This window comes from Flavobacterium sp. LHD-80, from assembly GCF_030929605.1.
Classification (GTDB): domain Bacteria; phylum Bacteroidota; class Bacteroidia; order Flavobacteriales; family Flavobacteriaceae; genus Flavobacterium.
Genome location: NZ_JAVFVS010000010.1, coordinates 145,162 through 164,576 on the forward strand (window position 1 = coordinate 145,162; position 19,415 = coordinate 164,576).

At 36.4% G+C, this 19,415-nt stretch carries 12 protein-coding genes; 4 read left to right on the forward strand and 8 right to left on the reverse strand.

The window, feature by feature from the left end; translation table 11 throughout:
* Window positions 1-2 precede the first annotated feature (2 nt).
* The 4 genes from RB619_RS14325 to RB619_RS14340 form a co-directional block, all read right to left on the reverse strand.
* Complete coding sequence (locus RB619_RS14325; protein ID WP_308098597.1) at window positions 3-479, reverse strand: BON domain-containing protein; 477 nt, start codon at window positions 477-479, stop codon at window positions 3-5.
* A gap of 154 nt (window positions 480-633) precedes the next feature.
* A complete protein-coding gene (locus tag RB619_RS14330) occupies window positions 634-1,113 on the reverse strand; it encodes a cupin domain-containing protein (protein WP_308098599.1) in 480 nt (159 codons plus the stop codon).
* Between the two features lie 47 nt (window positions 1,114-1,160).
* Window positions 1,161-1,610 carry a nuclear transport factor 2 family protein gene (locus tag RB619_RS14335; RefSeq protein ID WP_308098601.1) on the reverse strand — a complete coding sequence of 150 codons (450 nt, stop codon included), beginning with the start codon at window positions 1,608-1,610 and terminating at the stop codon, window positions 1,161-1,163.
* A gap of 44 nt (window positions 1,611-1,654) precedes the next feature.
* Window positions 1,655-2,053 (reverse strand): NIPSNAP family protein, encoded by a 399-nt coding sequence (locus RB619_RS14340; protein WP_308098603.1) that lies wholly within the window; start codon window positions 2,051-2,053, stop codon window positions 1,655-1,657.
* 172 nt (window positions 2,054-2,225) lie between these two features.
* Between RB619_RS14340 and dnaX the strand changes: the two genes are divergently transcribed.
* Entirely contained in the window at window positions 2,226-3,311 is a 1,086-nt protein-coding gene (dnaX, locus tag RB619_RS14345; protein ID WP_308098605.1) for a DNA polymerase III subunit gamma/tau, read from the forward strand.
* 386 nt (window positions 3,312-3,697) lie between these two features.
* Window positions 3,698-3,985 carry a DNA polymerase III gene (locus RB619_RS14350; RefSeq protein WP_308098607.1) on the forward strand — a complete coding sequence of 96 codons (288 nt, stop codon included), beginning with the start codon at window positions 3,698-3,700 and terminating at the stop codon, window positions 3,983-3,985.
* On the opposite strand, the gene RB619_RS14355 is transcribed toward RB619_RS14350, so the two are convergent.
* The 4 genes from RB619_RS14355 to RB619_RS14370 form a co-directional block, all read right to left on the reverse strand.
* Window positions 3,982-4,563 (reverse strand): TMEM175 family protein, encoded by a 582-nt coding sequence (locus tag RB619_RS14355; protein WP_308098608.1) that lies wholly within the window; start codon window positions 4,561-4,563, stop codon window positions 3,982-3,984. The two genes, RB619_RS14350 and RB619_RS14355, sit on opposite strands and share 4 nt — an antisense overlap.
* 134 nt (window positions 4,564-4,697) lie before the next feature.
* The gene (locus RB619_RS14360) at window positions 4,698-5,588 is read right to left on the reverse strand and encodes a Ppx/GppA phosphatase family protein (RefSeq protein WP_133526950.1); all 891 of its coding nucleotides are present in this window, start codon (window positions 5,586-5,588) and stop codon (window positions 4,698-4,700) included.
* Window positions 5,589-5,619: 31 nt separating this feature from the next.
* Window positions 5,620-7,698 carry a polyphosphate kinase 1 gene (gene ppk1 / locus RB619_RS14365; RefSeq protein ID WP_308098611.1) on the reverse strand — a complete coding sequence of 693 codons (2,079 nt, stop codon included), beginning with the start codon at window positions 7,696-7,698 and terminating at the stop codon, window positions 5,620-5,622.
* A 5-nt stretch (window positions 7,699-7,703) separates the two neighbouring features.
* Complete coding sequence (locus RB619_RS14370) at window positions 7,704-8,189, reverse strand: histidine phosphatase family protein (RefSeq protein WP_308098613.1); 486 nt, start codon at window positions 8,187-8,189, stop codon at window positions 7,704-7,706.
* Window positions 8,190-8,689: 500 nt separating this feature from the next.
* Between RB619_RS14370 and RB619_RS14375 the strand changes: the two genes are divergently transcribed.
* Window positions 8,690-9,241 carry an Fn3-like domain-containing protein gene (locus RB619_RS14375; protein WP_308098615.1) on the forward strand — a complete coding sequence of 184 codons (552 nt, stop codon included), beginning with the start codon at window positions 8,690-8,692 and terminating at the stop codon, window positions 9,239-9,241.
* Between the two features lie 49 nt (window positions 9,242-9,290).
* Entirely contained in the window at window positions 9,291-19,409 is a 10,119-nt protein-coding gene (locus RB619_RS14380) for a gliding motility-associated C-terminal domain-containing protein (RefSeq protein WP_308098617.1), read from the forward strand.
* The last annotated feature ends 6 nt before the right edge of the window (window positions 19,410-19,415 follow it).

The window sequence follows — 19,415 nt, forward strand, 5'->3', positions numbered from 1 at the left end:
ATTTATTTAATAGTTAATTTGTTATCAACTTTTTTGGGTTTCAATTCCTGTACACTTTGAATCAAAGGTTGTAATTGCTCTTTTTTAATTTCACCAGATAACGTTACAACACCTCCTACCACAGTAGCACTCACACCATCATACGCTTTTATAACTTTGCCCACCGATTTATCCAATTCATTATCTGGATTAATTACGACAGCCGCTGCTGCAGGTTCTACATTTGGAACTGGAATCTCGCAGTTATTCACCACCGATTTAACTCCTTGCACTGATTTCACAGAACGCTCAATATTCTTTTTAAAAGCTTCATCATCACAGGTTCCCACAATTGTTGCAACACCTTCATGCACGGTCACATGTACTCCGGGTGTATTCAATTTTTCACTAATTTCTTTCTCTAAATCAGCATCCTTTGGACTGCATGACAGCAAAGAAACGGCAAGCCCCATTCCCAATAAAATTGATTGAATTTTCATAACGCTATATTTAATAATTAACTATCTAAAATTAAACAGATTAAGCGCTAAAACTTTATACGATATGGTTATGATTTTTATATTTTTTCCAGTTCTTTTTTTATAGCCACGAAGACTAAAACTGGAAATTTAGATTGAAGTTGGTAATAAAAAATTAATCTAAATAATTAGGCGGAAACATTTGTTGTCCGTATTTTTCAAAAATCAAGTTTATTTTTTCTTTCTTTTCACTTTCAGAAGCTGAAGAATTCGTTTCCATATAACTAGCAATTTCCCCAAACAAATTGTCTAATCCAGCTGGAGTAACCGTACATAACAATTTTGCAGGTTCATTGCTTAGATTTTTAAATCCATGAACAATGCCTCCTTTCGGAATATTGACAAAAGCATTTTTCTTGGCAACATAAATCCCTAATTCTGATTTAAAAGTAACCTCGCCTTCCAAAACAAAAAATGTCTCAGTGAAATCAGCATGCGCGTGCGGATTTGGTCCAGCACCTGGTGGCACCGACATTTCGATTACAGCATATTCACCATTGGTTTCTTTTCCAGAAATAATGATTCGGTAATTTCCTCCGGCAATTTTTAATTTATGTCCTTGCGCTTCGTCGACGGTTATGATTGGATTTTTCATTTCAAATCTTTATTAGCATTCATTTTTAGTTTTTCAGCAAAATGAAATTATTCGTGCTGTTTCACATCGTTATATTGCCAAAGTACATTGATGATCTTCCATTCACCATTTTCTTTCACAATATGCATATAATCAATCCAAGCATCGGCAAGTAATTTAACCGAAGCTGTTTTAGCAGAAACATCTAGCAACTTGATTTCTTTTCTTGGATTCTTTGGAAATTTATCACCTTTTACATTATAAGTTTCTGCCAAAATAATCATGTTTTCAGCAAAAAACTCTGAGATATAATCTTTTTGAGCAACTTTGTTTCTAAAAACAGATCTTTTTACCATTCTCGGATGCAGTGCACTTTCCATCAATTTTGGATTTGGAGTATGTTGTGCTTCAATATATGCTAAAGCAACGCGTTTAATATCTAGCGAATCCTGTTTCGTTTGTGCCTGAATTTTAAGTGAATAAAATATAATTGTAATGAGTAATAAATATTTTTTCATGTAAAATAGTTTAGGATTTATCATATCGATTATTGTCAGCTCGTTTAGTTCGGAGAATAATCAAGTTTTGTCAAAACTCGATCTTCAATATTCCCCACAACGTCACCGTATTTTTTAGTAAATTCTTTTTTAATTTCGATCCATTCTTTATCAGCTTTAAAACCCTCCCAAGCTTGTTTCATGATTTTTTCGTCTGGCCATTCCAAAAAATAAACAAACTCGGTCTTCTTATCTGATTTTGATTCGTAAATAGACGTAATTTTAAAATTGTATTTTTTCATGATTCGCATCGCGTGTTCGCGAAAACGTTCATGAAACTCTTTTTTATTGCTTTCGAAAATTTCATAAATACGCAATTGAAAAATTGGAGTCTTTTGAGGTGCATTTTGCGCTTTAACAATAAATCCGATAAGTAAAACTAAAACTATCAAATATTTTTTCATGATTTATAGATTTATCAGGTTTCTGTTTTTACAATAAAACTATTACTTTTTTTTCAAATCCAAGAGAAATTATTTTTTTCTTTCTACAATTCAACCACTTAAAAATCTTTCAATTTTTAAATTTTTAAATCATTAAATTATACTCTATATTTGCTATCGAATAAAAAAGAATATGGAACAATTTGTAGTATCGGCACGTAAATATCGCCCGCAGACCTTTAAGGATGTTGTGGGGCAAAAAGCCATTACAAACACTTTGTTGAATGCTATTGACAGCAATCACCTTGCTTCTGCACTTTTGTTCACGGGACCGCGTGGAGTTGGAAAAACTACGTGCGCGCGTATTTTGGCTAGAAAGATTAATCAGCCTGGATATGACGATCCAAATGAAGATTTTGCGTTTAACGTTTTTGAGCTAGATGCTGCTTCAAACAACTCGGTTGACGATATTCGTAGCCTTATTGATCAGGTTCGAATCCCGCCACAAACCGGACAATACAAAGTATATATTATTGACGAGGTTCATATGTTGTCTTCGGCTGCTTTTAATGCTTTTCTTAAAACATTAGAAGAACCGCCAAAACATGCTATTTTTATTTTAGCAACAACAGAAAAACACAAAATCATCCCGACGATTTTATCTCGTTGCCAGATATTTGATTTCAAAAGAATTACAGTAAAAGATGCTAAAGAACATTTGGCTGATGTTGCTGCGAGCCAAGGAATCAATTTTGAAGATGATGCACTGCACATTATTGCTCAAAAAGCAGATGGAGCTATGCGTGATGCTTTGTCTATTTTTGACCGTGTAGTTTCGTATTGCGGCACAAATTTAACGCGTCAAGCCGTAACTGAAAACTTAAATGTTTTAGATTACGAAACTTACATCTCGATTACTGATTTACTTTTAGAAAATAAAATTCCGGAACTTTTATTAGCATACAACGATATTCTTTCAAAAGGTTTTGACGGACATCATTTTATTGCCGGATTGGCATCTCATTTTAGAGATTTGTTAGTAAGCAAAACTCCTGCAACTATTGCTTTATTAGAAGTTGGAGAGCAGGCACAACAAATGTATGGTGTTCAGTCGCAAAAATGTTCTCAGGAATTTTTATTAAAAGGAATTGACATTGCAAACGACTGCGATTTAAAATACAAATTGAGTCAGAATCAACGACTTTTAGTTGAATTATGTTTGATGCAATTAGCCTCTATCAACTTTGATGGAGAAAAAAAAAAGTTGAGCAATTCATAATTCCGCCTACTTATTTTAAAGATGGAAGCTTTTCAATTGTTGAAGTTCAAAGTGTAAAGTCCAAAGTTGAAAACCAAAGTGTTTCCGAAAATACAAAATCAGAAAATATAACGACTTCAGCTGAAGCCGAAAGTACGCAAAATACAACTGTTTCTGAAACTCCAAAAGCTCAAACTCCGGAAGCTCCAAAAACAGAAATAGACAACACGCCAAAAGTTTCCGCATTTTCTTTAGCGAGTATCCGCAAGAAAAAGGAATTAGAAGCCAGCAGTAAATCTTACGTAAAACCTTCATCTGTTTTACCTACTGAAGATTTTACAGAAACAGAAATGTTGCTCCATTGGAACAAATATGCGGAACGTTTAGGTCAAAAAGGCCTTAAGATCATGGAGTCCATATTATTGATTAGTGATCCCGTTTTAAATGGCACAACAATTAGATATGAACTGCCAAACGAAGGTTCTAAATTAGAATTTGAAAGTCAAATGAATGCCTTACTAGGCCATTTAAAAGGTCATTTACACAATCATGACATTACAATTGACGTAATCGTAAATGAACAAGCCCAAACAAAACGAACTTATAATAATCAGGATCGTTACAATCGTTTCCTGGAAATCAATCCAAACATTGAACTTTTACGCAACACTTTTGGATTAGATTTAAAGGATTAATCATTTGAATAAAAAGCTCTCTCAATTCTCTTGTCTGGAATAAGCCATAACATTGCTACAATAAAATAAGCTGCACCCGAAATCCATTCGTTGTAAAACGAGGACGCAATTCCGATAATATACAAAACGGCCGAAACTTTTCCTTTTACATCTCGATTAAGTGCTTTTCGCAATACTGAATCTTCGCCTTCACTGCACATAATTACATATTGCAGAATAACATATGAAATCGCACAAAGCAACAAAATGATTCCATATAAAGCCATTGATGCTTTTGCAAAATTATGTTCGCCCATCCAGCCTGTTGAAACCGGAATCAATGAAAGCCAAAACAATAAATGTAAGTTGCTCCATAGTACTTTTCCGTTCACTTTAGACAAACCGTGAAGTAAGTAATGGTGATTGTTCCAATAAATTCCAACATAAATAAAACTCAAAATATAGCTTAAAAATTTAGGAATAAGCGGTTTTAAATCGGCGAATTCATGTCCTTCCGGCACTTTAATTTCTAAAATCATAATAGTTATGATGATTGCCAAAACACCGTCACTAAAGGCTTCAAGTCTAGTTTTATTCATTTATTATAAGTGTAAGTTTGCCACGAATTACACCAATTTACACGAATTAATTTAAACTATTTTGAGAATAAAAATTTGTGAAAATTAGTGTGATTGCTTCGCCAGTTCGCTATCGCTCGGGTCGTGCCAAAAAATTAAATTTTACCGTAGTACATTGCTTTTACTATTCCGTCAGAAAGTCCAATTTTTGGAACATAAATTTGGCGTGCACCGCTCCATTTCATTGCGTTTAAATAGATTCGTGTTGCGTGGATAATAACGTCGGCACGGTCAGAGTTCAAACCTAACTCAGCAATTCTCTGTTCGTAAGTCAATGAATTCAAGAAAGCGTATTGTGAATTAATATAAATGTAGGATAACGGTTTTTCCTGCTGTTTTCCAGACATTTTAAATAATTTATTGATGTTTCCGCCAGATCCTATCAAAGTAACCTCATCATAATCAGCAGTATTGGTTTTAATCCATTTTTCAATTTCATCCCAAACGACATCGCAAACCATATTATTTAGTAAACGCACCGTTCCTGCTTTGAACGATCTTGAATTTATCATTTTTCCATCAGAAAATAATGTAAACTCAGTACTTCCACCACCCACATCAACAAATAAATACGTTTCATCTGTTTTTAATAAATGGTGCAAATCTGTAGAAGCAATAATTGCTGCTTCTTTTTTTCCGTCGATAATTTCGATTTTAATGTCGGCTTTCTTTTTAATCAAAGCCACAACCTCCTTGGCATTGTAAGCTTCACGCATCGCCGATGTAGCAAACGCCATATAGCGTTCTACTTTATGAACTTTCATCAAAAGATTGAATGCTTTCATAGCATCCACCATTCGATCTGTATTTTCTTGTGATATTTCTCCAACAGTAAAGGCATCTTGTCCCAAACGAATTGGAACACGAACAAGAGAACTTTTATTAAACTGAGGTTCTTTGCCATCTTGTTCTACAACATTCGATATCAGAAGCCTCATGGCATTTGAACCGATATCTATTGCTGCAAATTTTCTAATATTAATCATGCTCACTTATGATTTGAAAAATTGGTTTTTATTAATTAATTTTTTGTGGTACCGCTTCAGCAATCTCAATTTTATTCTGGTAATATTTATAGGTTTCAAATTGCGCTCTAAACGGGGCATGATGATTACGAGGCTTGTATTTGTTATCTAATTTATAGGAATGATATCTTACTTTAACATTTCCTTTCCAAGCAATATTGAAGTTATCAATCAGTTCTTTTTTAATTTCTAAGTCATAAATTGGGCAAGTTACTTCAACCCTTCCATCAAGATTTCTGGTCATAAAATCGGCTGATGAAATATAAACTTCGGTCAAGCCTGCGTTTCCAAAAATATAAACTCTTGTATGTTCTAAATAATTATCGACGATACTTATCGCTTCGATATTTTCGCTCATTCCTGGAATTCCGGGAATTAGTGAACAAATTCCTCTTACCTGAAGCTGAATTTTCACACCTGCATTACTAGCTTCATAAAGCTTGTCGATCATTTTAAAATCAGACAAACTATTCATTTTTAATTTAATGTGCGTTTTTCTACCTGCTAGTGCGTGCAAAATTTCACGGTCAATTAATTTTACGAATTTACTTCGCGTGTAATGTGGCGAAACAATTAAATGTTTGTATCTGTGAACTCTATAATTAATATCAAAGAATTCAAATATTTTTGATGTGTCTTTCAAAATTCCCTGATGACAGGTAAACAACGTTACATCGGTATATATTTTTGCTGTTGATTCGTTGAAATTTCCAGTTGAAATAAATCCGTAGCGACGTGTTTTTCCTTCTTCACTTCTTTCAATTACACATATTTTACTGTGTACTTTCAGGCCTTTAATTCCAAAAATCAAATCAATTCCTTCGGTTTGCATTTGTTCAGCGTAAGAAATATTGCTGGCTTCATCAAAACGAGCTTGAAGTTCAATTTGAACAGTTACTTTTTTACCATTTTTAGCTGCGTTGATTAGCGAACTGATAATCTGTGAATTCTTTGCTAAACGATACAACGTAATTTTTATACTTGTAACTTTTGGATCTAAAGCTGCTTCTCTCAGAAATTTAGTTAAATAAGAGAATGATTGATAAGGCGCATGCACCAAATAATCTTTCTTGCTGATTTTTTCTAAAATACTTCCATCCAAACTCAAGCCTGGAACTGGTAAAGGCTCGTTTGGTTTATATAATAAATCGTAACGTCCTAAATTTGGAAAATCCATATAATCACGGCGATTGTGATAACGCCCGCCTGGGATAATACTGTCAGTTTCTACAATTTTCATTTTTTCCAAAAAGAATTGCAGCGTATCTTCTTCAATTAAATTATCATAGATAAAACGAACTGGTTCACCAATTCGGCGATCCTTTACAGAAGTGGATATTTTTTCCAGCATACTTTTGCTCAAGTCACTATCGATATCCAACTGTGCATCACGCGTAATTTTGATCATATGTGCCGAAACACTTTTGTAATCAAATATATTGAAGATACTTTTTAACTTATAACGAATCACATCATCAATTAGAATTACATATTGCTTCTCATCTTCTGAAGGAAGCACAACAAACCTGTTGATGTTTTTTGGAATTTCAATTAAAGCGTAACGAACTTCATCATTTGCTAATTCTAATCGAACTGCCAGATAACCCAAAGTGTCTTTCAAAATTGGAAAAACAGCCAAGTCATTAAGAATGATTGTTACCAATTCTGGACTTAATTTTTGTGTAAAAAAGTCCTTTAAGAAACATTCTTGTTTTGAGGTAATTTGAGTTTCATTAATAATAAAGATATTTTCTGCTTCCAGCTCAGCTTCAATATTTCCAAGAATACGCAAACTTTCAGACTGTTGCTGAATTACAATTTCAGTAATATCTTTAATTAATTGATGAGCAGAAATTCCGCCCAAATATTTTTCGCCAGAAATACCTGAAAGACTCAATCTCCGAATTGCAGCATACCGAACTCTGAAAAACTCATCTAAATTGTTTGAAAAAATTCCAACAAAACGCAGTCTGTCCAAAAGTGGAACTGTGTTATCTGCTGCTTCTTGAAGCACTCTTGCATTAAACGCTAACCAACTTTTTTCTCTATCGATATATTTCTGTTCGTACACTTTATTTATTTTAAATCTTTGGGGAAAATTGTTTTATGTGTCTTGCCTTTATTTAACGCGTCCCAGCTGTCTGAATCGAATTGCAGGGAAACAAAACCTGAAGTCGGGACGTTTTCGATAAAAACATCCCCAAATTTATTAACAAAATTTGTAATAGCCTCGTTATGTCCGAAAAGAATAACGCTTTCGAAACTATTATCACACGATTTGATAACTTTTTCGAGTTGTTTTTCATCAAAAGTATAAAGATCGTCTTTGAAAACGATACTTTCTAAAGGATAGGAAATATTTTGAGCAAAAATAAGAGCCGTTTCTGTAGCACGAGCTGCAGTACTGCTCCAAATTATATAGGTTTTTGGGAGATATTTTGAAATATTTGAAGACACTTCATGAGCATCTAAAATCCCTCTTTTCATTAAAGGTCTGTCAAAATCTTTCAGAGGTGCTTCCCAGCTTGATTTTGCGTGTCGTATTAAAATTAAGTTTTTCATAAAAAGAGATTATTAAAAATAAATACACTGTAAGAAAACTGCTTTCTAAGTTCTAATTTACAAAAGAATTTTTAATCCTCCTCTATTTTTTATTTCTGTTAACATTCTGTGAAAATTTTAACAAGAATATCAAATCCTCAAAACTTTAACAATCCAAAAAATAGGTAATTATATTTTAACAAAAATGTGTACTTCATCTATTAAAACTTACACTTCATCGATATTTTACAAATCAATAAAATTTTAACTAAATAATTGATTATTAGATATTTACAAAGATTCAAAAAGTACATTTTTAGCTAAAAAAGGAAGAAAAACAAATAACTTATTTAGTAAAAAATGGTCAAAAAAAGATTTTTTTCGATCATTTTTTTGTTAAAAAAAGGTAGTTAAACGAGTTTTTAGGTTAGTTACAGACAAAAAAAATTAAATACAAAAACTCTAATATAATTTTGATTCTGTTAAAATTTCATAAATACCACAAAACTAAATCTTAAGTTATGAAAAGTAAATCTACTCTTGAAAAAGCAGTGAAATTTATTACCAATTGTAAGGCTATTTTTTCGGTAAGAAAAAAAATCTTCCAAAAAGGTATTTTTCCAATACTGCTCTGCTTGATTACGACTGTTTCATTTGCCCAATCTGGTTCTTGCAAGGCAACTCTAGGAGTTGAAAAAGATAGAATCTACAGCAATGCAGGCAATGATGGTGCTTATTTTACGCTGATCCTGACCAATTCGGGAAATTCAGATGATGTTTATAATTTAAGTGTTTTAAACATAAATTCGAGCTGCTCGAATAATGACGGCAGCAGTTCGTCACAAAATGTGAATTTGGTTGGCAGTTTTCTTGACAACAGCAATGTCCCGATCACATCAGTTTCACTTCCAGCTAATCAAACAGCTACTTTTCAGGTTCATTTAACTGTTCCGCAAGGCACTGCGTACAATAGATGGAACTGCATGCAAATCAATGCTACTTCAACAAACTGTGCTAATTACACAGTAAATACTGTTGTACATACGATCGTAAACAATCCTTCTGAAAATTAAATATTCACAGCAAAATATTTAGTTGTTTTTCAATTTAAATTCCTATAAAATGAAAAAAACATTACACTTAATCCATTTAATAAAAAAAGCCTGCATACCGTTTTGTATGTTGCTTTTCTTATTTTCATCTAGCATAGGGTTTGCGCAAACAATAACGCCAACAAAAACAGTTACTGTTGCTCCTGGAGTTTGCGGAGCGCTGGATGTTGAATTAAAAATTCAGGGTTCAAATCCAGTTACTAGACCTTTAGAGGTTGTTTTAGTTATTGACGTATCTGGAAGTATGGGGGATGGAAACGGTAAGAAACCTCTAGCCTATGCTCAGGATGCTGCTATTGATTTTATCAATAAAATGTTTCTTCCTGCTAATAACCCGACAGGGAAAAACAGAGTGGGTATTGTAACTTACAGTTCAACTGCGTCAATTAGAAGATATTTAACAAATAGCAGTGGTCAAGCGGACTTAATATCAGTAATAAATGGACTTTCTGCAAATGGAAACACCAATATTCAAGATGGTTTGACAAAAGCCAGATCAATATTACTAGATCCTGATCCTGCTAAGGGCGCTACTTTCGATTGTGCTACAGCAAGAAGTGTCGTTTTATTAACGGATGGAGTTCCAAATAGAACCGGTACTAATGGTGACGGTTGTAACGGATCTTGCTCACCAGCAATTATAACTGCTGCAAATAATATTAAATCAGTTACTGTTTCAGGAACTAATTATAGCAATCAAATTTTTTCTGTTGGACTTTTTGGCGCTATTAGCGGAACAGAACAGTCAAATGCTGAGACTATACTTAATGACGTTCAGTCAGGCGGTTCATTTTTCACAGAATCTGGTGCAGATTTGACTGGAATTTACAATCAAATTTTCACTCAATTATCTTGGGTTGCAAAAGCGATTTCAGGAACACCTTTTGAAAAAGAAACTATAGGTGCTAATTTCACCATTGGATCTGTTACTGTAACCAAAGGAACAACAACAATTACAGGACAAGAAATTGCCTGGAATATTGATTTCTTAAATGTTGAAACGATCACTTTAAAATATCGATTGACTCCAAAACCAAATACATGTGGCAGTCAGCAAGTGAGTTCGTCGAAACTTTACTTTCAAAACGCTCTCTGTGCTAATACAACGCAGGACATTGTGTCTCCAATGACCGATGTTCCATGCCCTATTATTACTGTTGCATCAAAAACAAATGTAAAATGTTATGGAGGAACTACAGGCTCTATTACACTTAATAATCCAACTGGAGGACAAGGTCCATACACTTACAAATGGAAAAAAAACAATGTAGATTATGCTACAACACAAAACATTTCTAATCTAACCGCTGGAACATATACAGTTAGCGCAACAGATAATAATAATTGTGCAACAGGAATTTTAACTATTGAAATAACACAGCCAGCGGGGGCTTTAGCACTTGGTATTTCTAGTAAAACAGATGCTTTGTGTTATAACGCTAGTACTGGAAGTGTAACTGCCGGTGCAGTTACAAATTCTGTTGGTACTGTAACTTATTCTTGGAAAAACACTTCTAATGTTGTAGTAGGAACTACTGCTTCTGTATCTAATCTTCCTACTGGAATTTATACAGTTACTGTAACAGATGAATGTTCAAATCAATCTAATTCAGTAACTATCGGACAGCCATCTGCCGCTTTAACACTTGGAGATTCTTCCAAAACCGACGCAGCTTGTTTTGGAGCTAGCACAGGAAGTGTGACTGCTGGAGCTGTTACTAATTCGGTTGGAACTGTAACATACTCTTGGAAAAACGCTTCCGATGTTGTAGTTGGAACAACTGCATCAGTATCTAACCTTCCTGCCGGAACTTATACCTTAACCGTAACAGATTCATGTTCTAGTAAATCAAATTCGGTTACTATAGGACAACCATTGGCAGCTTTAGCACTTGGAGCTTCTACTAAAACCGATGTTCTTTGCTATGGTGCCAGCACAGGAAGTGTAACTGCTGGAACTGTTTCCAATTCAGTTGGAACTGTAACATACTCTTGGAAAAACGCTTCCGATGTTGTTGTAGGAACAACTGCTTCTGTATCTAATCTTCCTGCTGGAACTTATACTTTAACGGTAACGGATTCTTGTTCTAGCAAAACGGATACAGTAACTATTGTACAACCGAATGCAGCTTTAGCACTTGGAACTTCTTCAAAAACGGACGCCTCTTGTTATGGAACTAGTACAGGAAGTGTAACTGCAGGAACTGTTAGCAACTCGGTTGGAACTGTAACATACTCATGGAAAAACGCTTCTAATGTTGTAGTGGGAACAACTGCTTCTGTATCTAATCTCCCTGCTGGAACTTACACCTTAACCGTAACCGATTCTTGTTCTAGCAAAACGGATACAGTAACTATTGGACAGCCAACTGCTGCCTTAGTTGCTTCGATCGATACAAAAACAAATGTAGACTGTAAAGGAAATGCGACTGGTTCAGCTACAGCTTCAGCGACTGGAGGAACAGAAGCTTATTCTTATTCTTGGAATACGAATCCAGTACAAACTACAGCAACTGCAATTAATTTAACTGCAGGAACTTACACCGTAACAGTAACAGATCAGAAAGGCTGTACTGATACGGAACAAATTACAATTAATGAACCTCAACTTGTTTTAACTTGTTCAGTAGTTCAAAATAAACCAGTTACTGCAAACGGATTAAGCAACGGGGAAGCAACGGTTACGCCTCTTGGAGGAAACGGAGGCTATACTTATGCTTGGGACAATGGAGAGACTACAGCTAAAGCAACAGGTCTTAACGCAGGAACTCATACTGTAACTGTTACAGATTCTAAAGGATGTAAAACAACTTGTACAGTTTTAATTACGCAGCCTGACGTTTTATCTTGCAGTGTGGTTCAGAACGATCCAGCTAAATGCTACGGAGACAGCAACGGTAAAGCTACTGTAACGCCAGTTGGCGGAAACGGAGACTATACTTATGCATGGGACAACGGAGAAACAACTGCTCAGGCAACTGGCCTTAACGCAGGAACTCACACAGTAACTGTTACTGACAAATTAGGTTACAAAACTACTTGTACAGTAACTATCGGTCAGCCTCAGGCAGCATTGACATGTTCAGTAGTTCAAAATAAACCAGTTACTGCAAACGGATTAAGCAACGGTGAAGCAACTGTTACGCCTCTTGGAGGAAACGGAGGCTATACTTATGCTTGGGACAATGGAGAGACTACAGCTCAGGCAACTGGTCTTAACGCAGGAACTCATACTGTTACTGTTACTGATTCTAAAGGATGTAAAACAACTTGTACAGTATTAATCACACAGCCTGATGTTTTATCTTGCAGTGTGGTTCAGAACGATCCAGCTAAATGCTACGGAGACAGCAACGGTAAAGCTACTGTAACTCCTGTTGGTGGAAACGGAGACTACACTTACGCATGGGACAACGGAGAAACAACTGCTCAGGCAACTGGTCTTAACGCAGGAACTCACACAGTAACTGTTACTGACAAATTAGGTTACAAAACTACTTGTACAGTTCTTATCGGACAGCCTCAGGCAGCATTGACATGTTCAGTAGTTCAAAATAAACCAGTTACTGCAAACGGATTAAGCAATGGGGAAGCAACTGTTACGCCTCTTGGAGGAAACGGAGGTTATACTTATGCTTGGGACAACGGAGAAACTACAGCTCAGGCAACAGGCCTTAATGCAGGAACTCATACTGTAACTGTTACAGATTCTAAAGGATGTAAAACAACTTGTACAGTATTAATCACGCAGCCTGACGTTTTATCTTGCAGTGTGGTTCAGAACGATCCAGCTAAATGCTACGGAGACAGCAACGGTAAAGCTACTGTAACTCCTGTTGGAGGAAACGGAGACTATACTTACGCATGGGACAACGGAGAAACAACTGCTCAGGCAACTGGCCTTACTGCAGGAACTCACACAGTAACTGTTACTGACAAATTAGGATATAAAACTACTTGTACAGTTCTTATCGGACAGCCTCAGGCAGCATTGACATGTTCAGTAGTTCAAAATAAACCAGTTACTGCAAACGGATTAAGCAATGGGGAAGCAACTGTTACGCCTCTTGGAGGAAACGGAGGTTATACTTATGCTTGGGACAACGGAGAAACTACAGCTCAGGCAACAGGCCTTAATGCAGGAACTCATACTGTAACTGTTACAGATTCTAAAGGATGTAAAACAACTTGTACAGTATTAATCACGCAGCCTGACGTTTTATCTTGCAGTGTGGTTCAGAACGATCCAGCTAAATGCTACGGAGACAGCAACGGTAAAGCTACTGTAACTCCTGTTGGAGGAAACGGAGACTATACTTACGCATGGGACAACGGAGAAACAACTGCTCAGGCAACTGGTCTTAACGCAGGAACTCACACAGTAACTGTTACTGACAAATTAGGATATAAAACTACTTGTACAGTTCTTATCGGACAGCCTCAGGCAGCATTGACTTGTTCAGTAGTTCAAAACAAAGCCGTAACTGCTAACGGATTAAGCAACGGTGAAGCAACTGTTACGCCTCTTGGAGGAAACGGAGGTTACACTTACTTATGGGATAACGGAGAAACAACTCAAAAAGCAGTTGGATTAAATGCTGGTCTACATTCTGTAACTGTAACAGACTCCAAAGGATGTACAACAACTTGTACTGTTACTATCAGTGAACCGAATGTTCTTTCTTGCAGCATAACTCAGGATGATCCAGCTAAATGTTACGGAGACAGCAACGGAAAAGCAACTGTAGTAGCAATCGGAGGAAACGGAGATTACACTTACTTATGGGATAACGGTGAAACAACTGCTCAGGCGACTGGCCTTACTGCAGGAACTCACACAGTAACTGTTACTGATAAATTAGGTTACAAAACTACTTGTACTGTAACTATCGGTCAGCCTCAGGCAGCTTTGACTTGTTCAGTTATACAAAATAAACCAGTTACTGCAAACGGATTAAGCAATGGGGAAGCAACTGTTACGCCTCTTGGAGGAAACGGAGGTTACACTTACTTATGGGATAACGGAGAAACAACTCAAAAAGCAGTTGGATTAAATGCCGGTCTACATTCTGTAACCGTGACAGATTCTAAAGGATGTAAAACAACTTGTACCGTAACAATCACGCAACCTGATGTTTTATCATGTAGTGTGGTTCAGAATGATCCAGCTAAATGTTTTGGAGACAGCAACGGTAAAGCTACCGTAACTCCAGTTGGAGGAAACGGAGATTACACTTACTTATGGGATAACGGAGAAACAACTGCCCAGGCAACTGGCCTTAATGCAGGAACTCACACGGTAACTGTTACTGATAAATTAGGTTACAAAACTACTTGTACTGTAACTATTGGTCAGCCTCAGGCTCCTTTATCTGCTACTAAATCGCAAATAAATCCAGGTTGTGGTGGCGCTGCTACTGGATCGGCTACGGTTGTTGCTTCTGGCGGAACAGCTCCATATACTTATTCTTGGAACACAAATCCGGTACAGACTACAGCTACTGCAAGTAACCTTGCTGCTGGAAATTATACAGTAATAATTACAGATGCAAAAGGATGTAAACACAGTGAATCATTCGAAATTATCGATGGAGATTCTATACTGCCAGTTATCGATCCGTTACCTGCAACCTCAACAATTAATTGCCCTGCAGAACCTGTATTTGCACAAGCAACTGCAAGCGATCTAAATGGAACTATCTCTTCATTAACTTATGTAGATTCAGTTACACAAGGCAACTGTGCTGGAGCATACACTAAAACAAGAACTTGGACAGCCAAAGATGCTTGTGGAAATGTTTCGCTTCCAGTAAGTCAAACGATTATCGTTCAAGATATCACAGCTCCAACTTGGACTACGCAAACTGCTTCTTTAAACAAAACTATTGAATGTAGTGACGCGCAAGCTTTGGCAACGGCGCAAGCCTTATTCCCAACAGCAACTGATGCTTGTGATACTGATGTTTCAAATATCGTAAAAGTAAGCGGACAATTTGTGGCTTCTCAAGGATGTTCAAATGCTGGAACTTATACCAATACTTGGACTGTAAAAGATGCATGCGGTAATACCTCTGAAACTTTCACTCAGGTGATCACAATTCAGGATACTACTGCTCCAACTTGGACTACACAAACTGCTTCTTTAAACAAAACTATCGAATGTAGCAATCAAGAAGCTTTGGCATCGGCGCAAGCCTTATTCCCTGTAGCTTCAGATTTATGTGATACTGATGTTTCAAACATTGTAAAAGTGAGCGGACAGTTTGTAGCTTCTGAAGGATGTTCAAATGCTGGAACTTATACCAATACTTGGACTGTAAAAGATGCTTGTGGAAATACTTCTCAAACATTTACTCAGATAATTACAATTCAAGATACTACTGCTCCAACTTGGACTACGCAAACTGCTTCTTTAAACAAAACTATTGAATGCAGTGACGAGCAAGCTTTGGCATCGGCGCAAGCCTTATTCCCTGTAGCAACAGATTTATGCGATACTGATCTTAAAAATATAGTAAAAGTAAGCGGACAATTTGTAGCTTCTGAAGGATGTTCAAATGCTGGAACTTACACCAATACTTGGACAGTAAAAGACGATTGTGGTAATACTTCTGATACTTTCACGCAAGTGATAACTATTCAAGATACTACTGCTCCGGTATTTAGTGGAGAACTTCCAACAGATATCACAGTTTCATGCGATGCAGTTCCAGAACCAGCTGATATTCAAGCTTCAGACAATTGTAGTGGAGATCTTCCAATTGTATTGGCTGAAACTAAAACTGATATTAAAAACGAATGTGGTACTGAATATACTTTGACTCGTAAATGGACAACAAGTGATTGTTCTGGAAATACAGTTTCATTTACTCAAATTATAACTGTTCGTGACACAACACCACCAACAGGAACAGCTCCAGCAGATGTAGCAAATTTACAAAATGCAGCAGATATTCCAGCTGGAAGCCCAAGCGACATCACTGATGAAGCTGATAATTGTGGCGGAAATGTAACGGTTACTGTAAGCGATTCTAACAATGGCGCAAATGGATGCGACGGAAATGCTTATGTATTAACTAGAACTTATACATTAACAGATTGTGCAGGAAACAAAACAGAATTAGTTCAAACATTTACTGTAGACAATCAAGTATCAGTTTCTGGAGTTCCAACAAACGTAAGCTGTCTTGACGGAACTGATGGTTCAATAGCTGTAACTAGCAGTCCAGGCGCAACAGTTGTTATTACGAATTCTAATAATGAAGTAGTTGGAAATACTAATTTGCCAGCTGGAACTTACACTCTTACTGCTACTGCTCCGGTAAATGGCGAAGGTCAAGTTTGTACTGCAACAGCTACAGTAACAATTACACAACCTAATTATAAAGTTAAAATATCTGGACAAATTATTAATGTAGACACTAACACTCCAATTGCTAATGTTCCTGTTACATTAATTCCGCAAGGTTCAACACCTGGCCCAACTTTAATAAGAATTACAAATGCTAATGGTGAATATACTTTTGCAGGTATGGTAGCTGGAAGCTATTTGGTTCAAGTTCAAGATGCCAACTTAAACAGTGCATATCAATTATATCCTGTTGATTCAAGTTTGTTCTTTACAACGCTTGAAGAATGTAAATTCCAAGTTCATGACTTCTTATATGGAAAATCAGATCTTCCAGTTTTAGGAGATTATGTTTGGTACGATGTGAACAGCAACGGAATTCAGGACGAATGGTATGATGCTAATAATGATGGAGTTGTAACTAAAAACATTCCAGACAGCAATGGCGCTATTGACTACAGTTTATGGGAATGGCTTGACTTTAATGGAGACGGAAGCTTTGTGGGACCTCAAAATGCTGGTGAACTTAATGCCGGCGGATTTGGAAATGCTCTAAGCTCAAATATTTTCATTGATGGTCCAAATGGATATCACGATGATGTAATTATCGGAATTCAAGGATACTGGAGAAACAGACCAGAAAGTCCAAATCCATTTGGTGAATACACCGTGAAATTTGTACGAGATGCAAACTTAGATGCTGTTGGTGCTGCTTTAGGAGCTACCGGATTAGTTAAAGTATTGCCATCTTCATCATCAAATGTAGACAGAAAAATCAAATCAAAAACTGGAAAATCACAATTGCATACTGTTTGTACAACAACCAGTGCCGATGGCTACGTTGTAAATGTAACTCCAGAAGATTTGGTTCATTTAGATGTTGACTTTGGAGTAAGTTGTAAAGAATACCTAGACATTGTTGCTAATGATGACAATGGAGGTCCATTCCCAGGGGTTAATACTACGACACCAAATGTATTGAACGTATTAACAAATGATACACTTGAAGGTCAACCGATAACAGCTTCAGATGTTGTTATCACAACCGTAACTCCAAACGAGTTCTTACAATTGAATCCTGATGGTTCAGTAGATATTTTGCCAAATGCACCTGCTGGTACTTTAACATTAGTATATCAAATTTGTGAAGCTGATCAAACTTCAAATTGTGATACTGCAACTGTAACTATTACAATTGAAGCTCCTGTAATGACAGTAACTGCAACATCAATTTGTGTGAACGATGTTCCATATCTTGATTATTCAGCAACAGCTGTAAACTTTACACCTGTAAATGGCGTAACTATTACATGGGCAGACAGCAATAACAATGTGGTGACTACAATGACCAACTTACCGCTAAGTGGCCGAGTGCTATGGCCTGGAGCTGTAGTTGATCAAGCTGGAAACGGTATTGACTGGCCAGGATGGGTTTTCCAAGATAATAAATGGATTCAGGCTCCAGACGGATTTGAAAAACTTCGTCCAACTGCTACCGTTACGATCTCTGTTAACCCAAGTGAAACGATCGTTGTAAATTACCCACCAGCTGATCCTTATTGTATCGCAAGACCAACATTTGCAATTGTTGCTAATGATGATACTACAAGCGCGCCGGGAGTGACAGGAGCAACTAATGTGATAAATGTTTATACTAATGATACTCTAAATGGAAGCCCTGTAGTTCCATCAGATGTCACACTTACAGTTGTAACACCTGATCCAACTGGAGCTTTAATACTAAATCCTGATGGATCAATAGATGTAAAAGTTGGTACAACCGGAGGCACCTACACATTGACTTATCAAATTTGCGAAAATGCCGATTTTGGAAACTGTGATACAGCAATTGTAACTGTTACAGTAGTTGATCCTGCTCCACCACCACCAGTATTAGCAAATGATGATACTTACAACAATGTTGGATGCAACACATTTGGATCAATTAGAAACGTATTAAGCAACGACTTAATAGGCAATGTTCCAGCAACAATACAATTAGTAAACTTTACTTTACTAGCTTCAACTAATGGTCAGGTGACTAATCCTAATATCACTATTGAAGCAGATGGAAACGTAAAAATATTAAGCACAACACCTGCTGGAACGTATACATACACGTATCAAATTTGTGAAAAATTAAATCCAAACAATTGTGATACAGGTACAATTACGATAACAGTTGTTCCAAATGGAGTTATCAATTTAAGCAGTTCAGCATGTAATGATGACACAACTTTGATTGACTTACTTGCACTGCTTCCAGCAGAAACACCAAGAAATGGAACTTGGGTTGATACAAACAACACGCGTGCATTACAAGGTGGTATTTTAAATGCCTTTGGTTTAGCTCTTGGCAACTATGTATTTGAATATAAAATTGCCGATCAAAACTGCCCACGAAGCGTATTGCTTACTATGGAAATCAATGATGATTGTAAAGTATTGCCTTGTGAAAATATAGTAGTTCACAATGCATTCTCTCCAAACGGAGACGGCATAAATGATGTATTTGTAATTGATGGTATTGGCGACTTGACCTGTTACCCAGGAAACACAGTCGAGATCTATAATCGTTGGGGAATATTAGTCTTTGAAACCACTGACTATAACAACACAACGAATGCGTTTGATGGAACTTCGAGAGGAAGAACTACTGTTAATAAATCTGAAGGATTACCAACAGGAACTTATTTCTACATAGTTACTTACAAATCTCTAGACGGAAATAATGTAATTCAATATAACAAAAAAGACGGATACCTATATCTTTCAAAATAAACCCAA

What these genes read in the sequence shown, in the direction of transcription:
- RB619_RS14325 (WP_308098597.1), bottom strand. Translation starts at nt 479, where the DNA reads ATGAAAATTCAATCAATTTTATTGGGAATGGGGCTTGCCGTTTCTTTG.
- RB619_RS14330 (WP_308098599.1), bottom strand. Translation starts at nt 1,113, where the DNA reads ATGAAAAATCCAATCATAACCGTCGACGAAGCGCAAGGACATAAATTA.
- RB619_RS14335 (WP_308098601.1), bottom strand. Translation starts at nt 1,610, where the DNA reads ATGAAAAAATATTTATTACTCATTACAATTATATTTTATTCACTTAAA.
- RB619_RS14340 (WP_308098603.1), bottom strand. Translation starts at nt 2,053, where the DNA reads ATGAAAAAATATTTGATAGTTTTAGTTTTACTTATCGGATTTATTGTT.
- dnaX (WP_308098605.1), top strand. Translation starts at nt 2,226, where the DNA reads ATGGAACAATTTGTAGTATCGGCACGTAAATATCGCCCGCAGACCTTT.
- RB619_RS14350 (WP_308098607.1), top strand. Translation starts at nt 3,698, where the DNA reads ATGGAGTCCATATTATTGATTAGTGATCCCGTTTTAAATGGCACAACA.
- RB619_RS14355 (WP_308098608.1), bottom strand. Translation starts at nt 4,563, where the DNA reads ATGAATAAAACTAGACTTGAAGCCTTTAGTGACGGTGTTTTGGCAATC.
- RB619_RS14360 (WP_133526950.1), bottom strand. Translation starts at nt 5,588, where the DNA reads ATGATTAATATTAGAAAATTTGCAGCAATAGATATCGGTTCAAATGCC.
- RB619_RS14370 (WP_308098613.1), bottom strand. Translation starts at nt 8,189, where the DNA reads ATGAAAAACTTAATTTTAATACGACACGCAAAATCAAGCTGGGAAGCA.
- RB619_RS14375 (WP_308098615.1), top strand. Translation starts at nt 8,690, where the DNA reads ATGAAAAGTAAATCTACTCTTGAAAAAGCAGTGAAATTTATTACCAAT.
- RB619_RS14380 (WP_308098617.1), top strand. Translation starts at nt 9,291, where the DNA reads ATGAAAAAAACATTACACTTAATCCATTTAATAAAAAAAGCCTGCATA.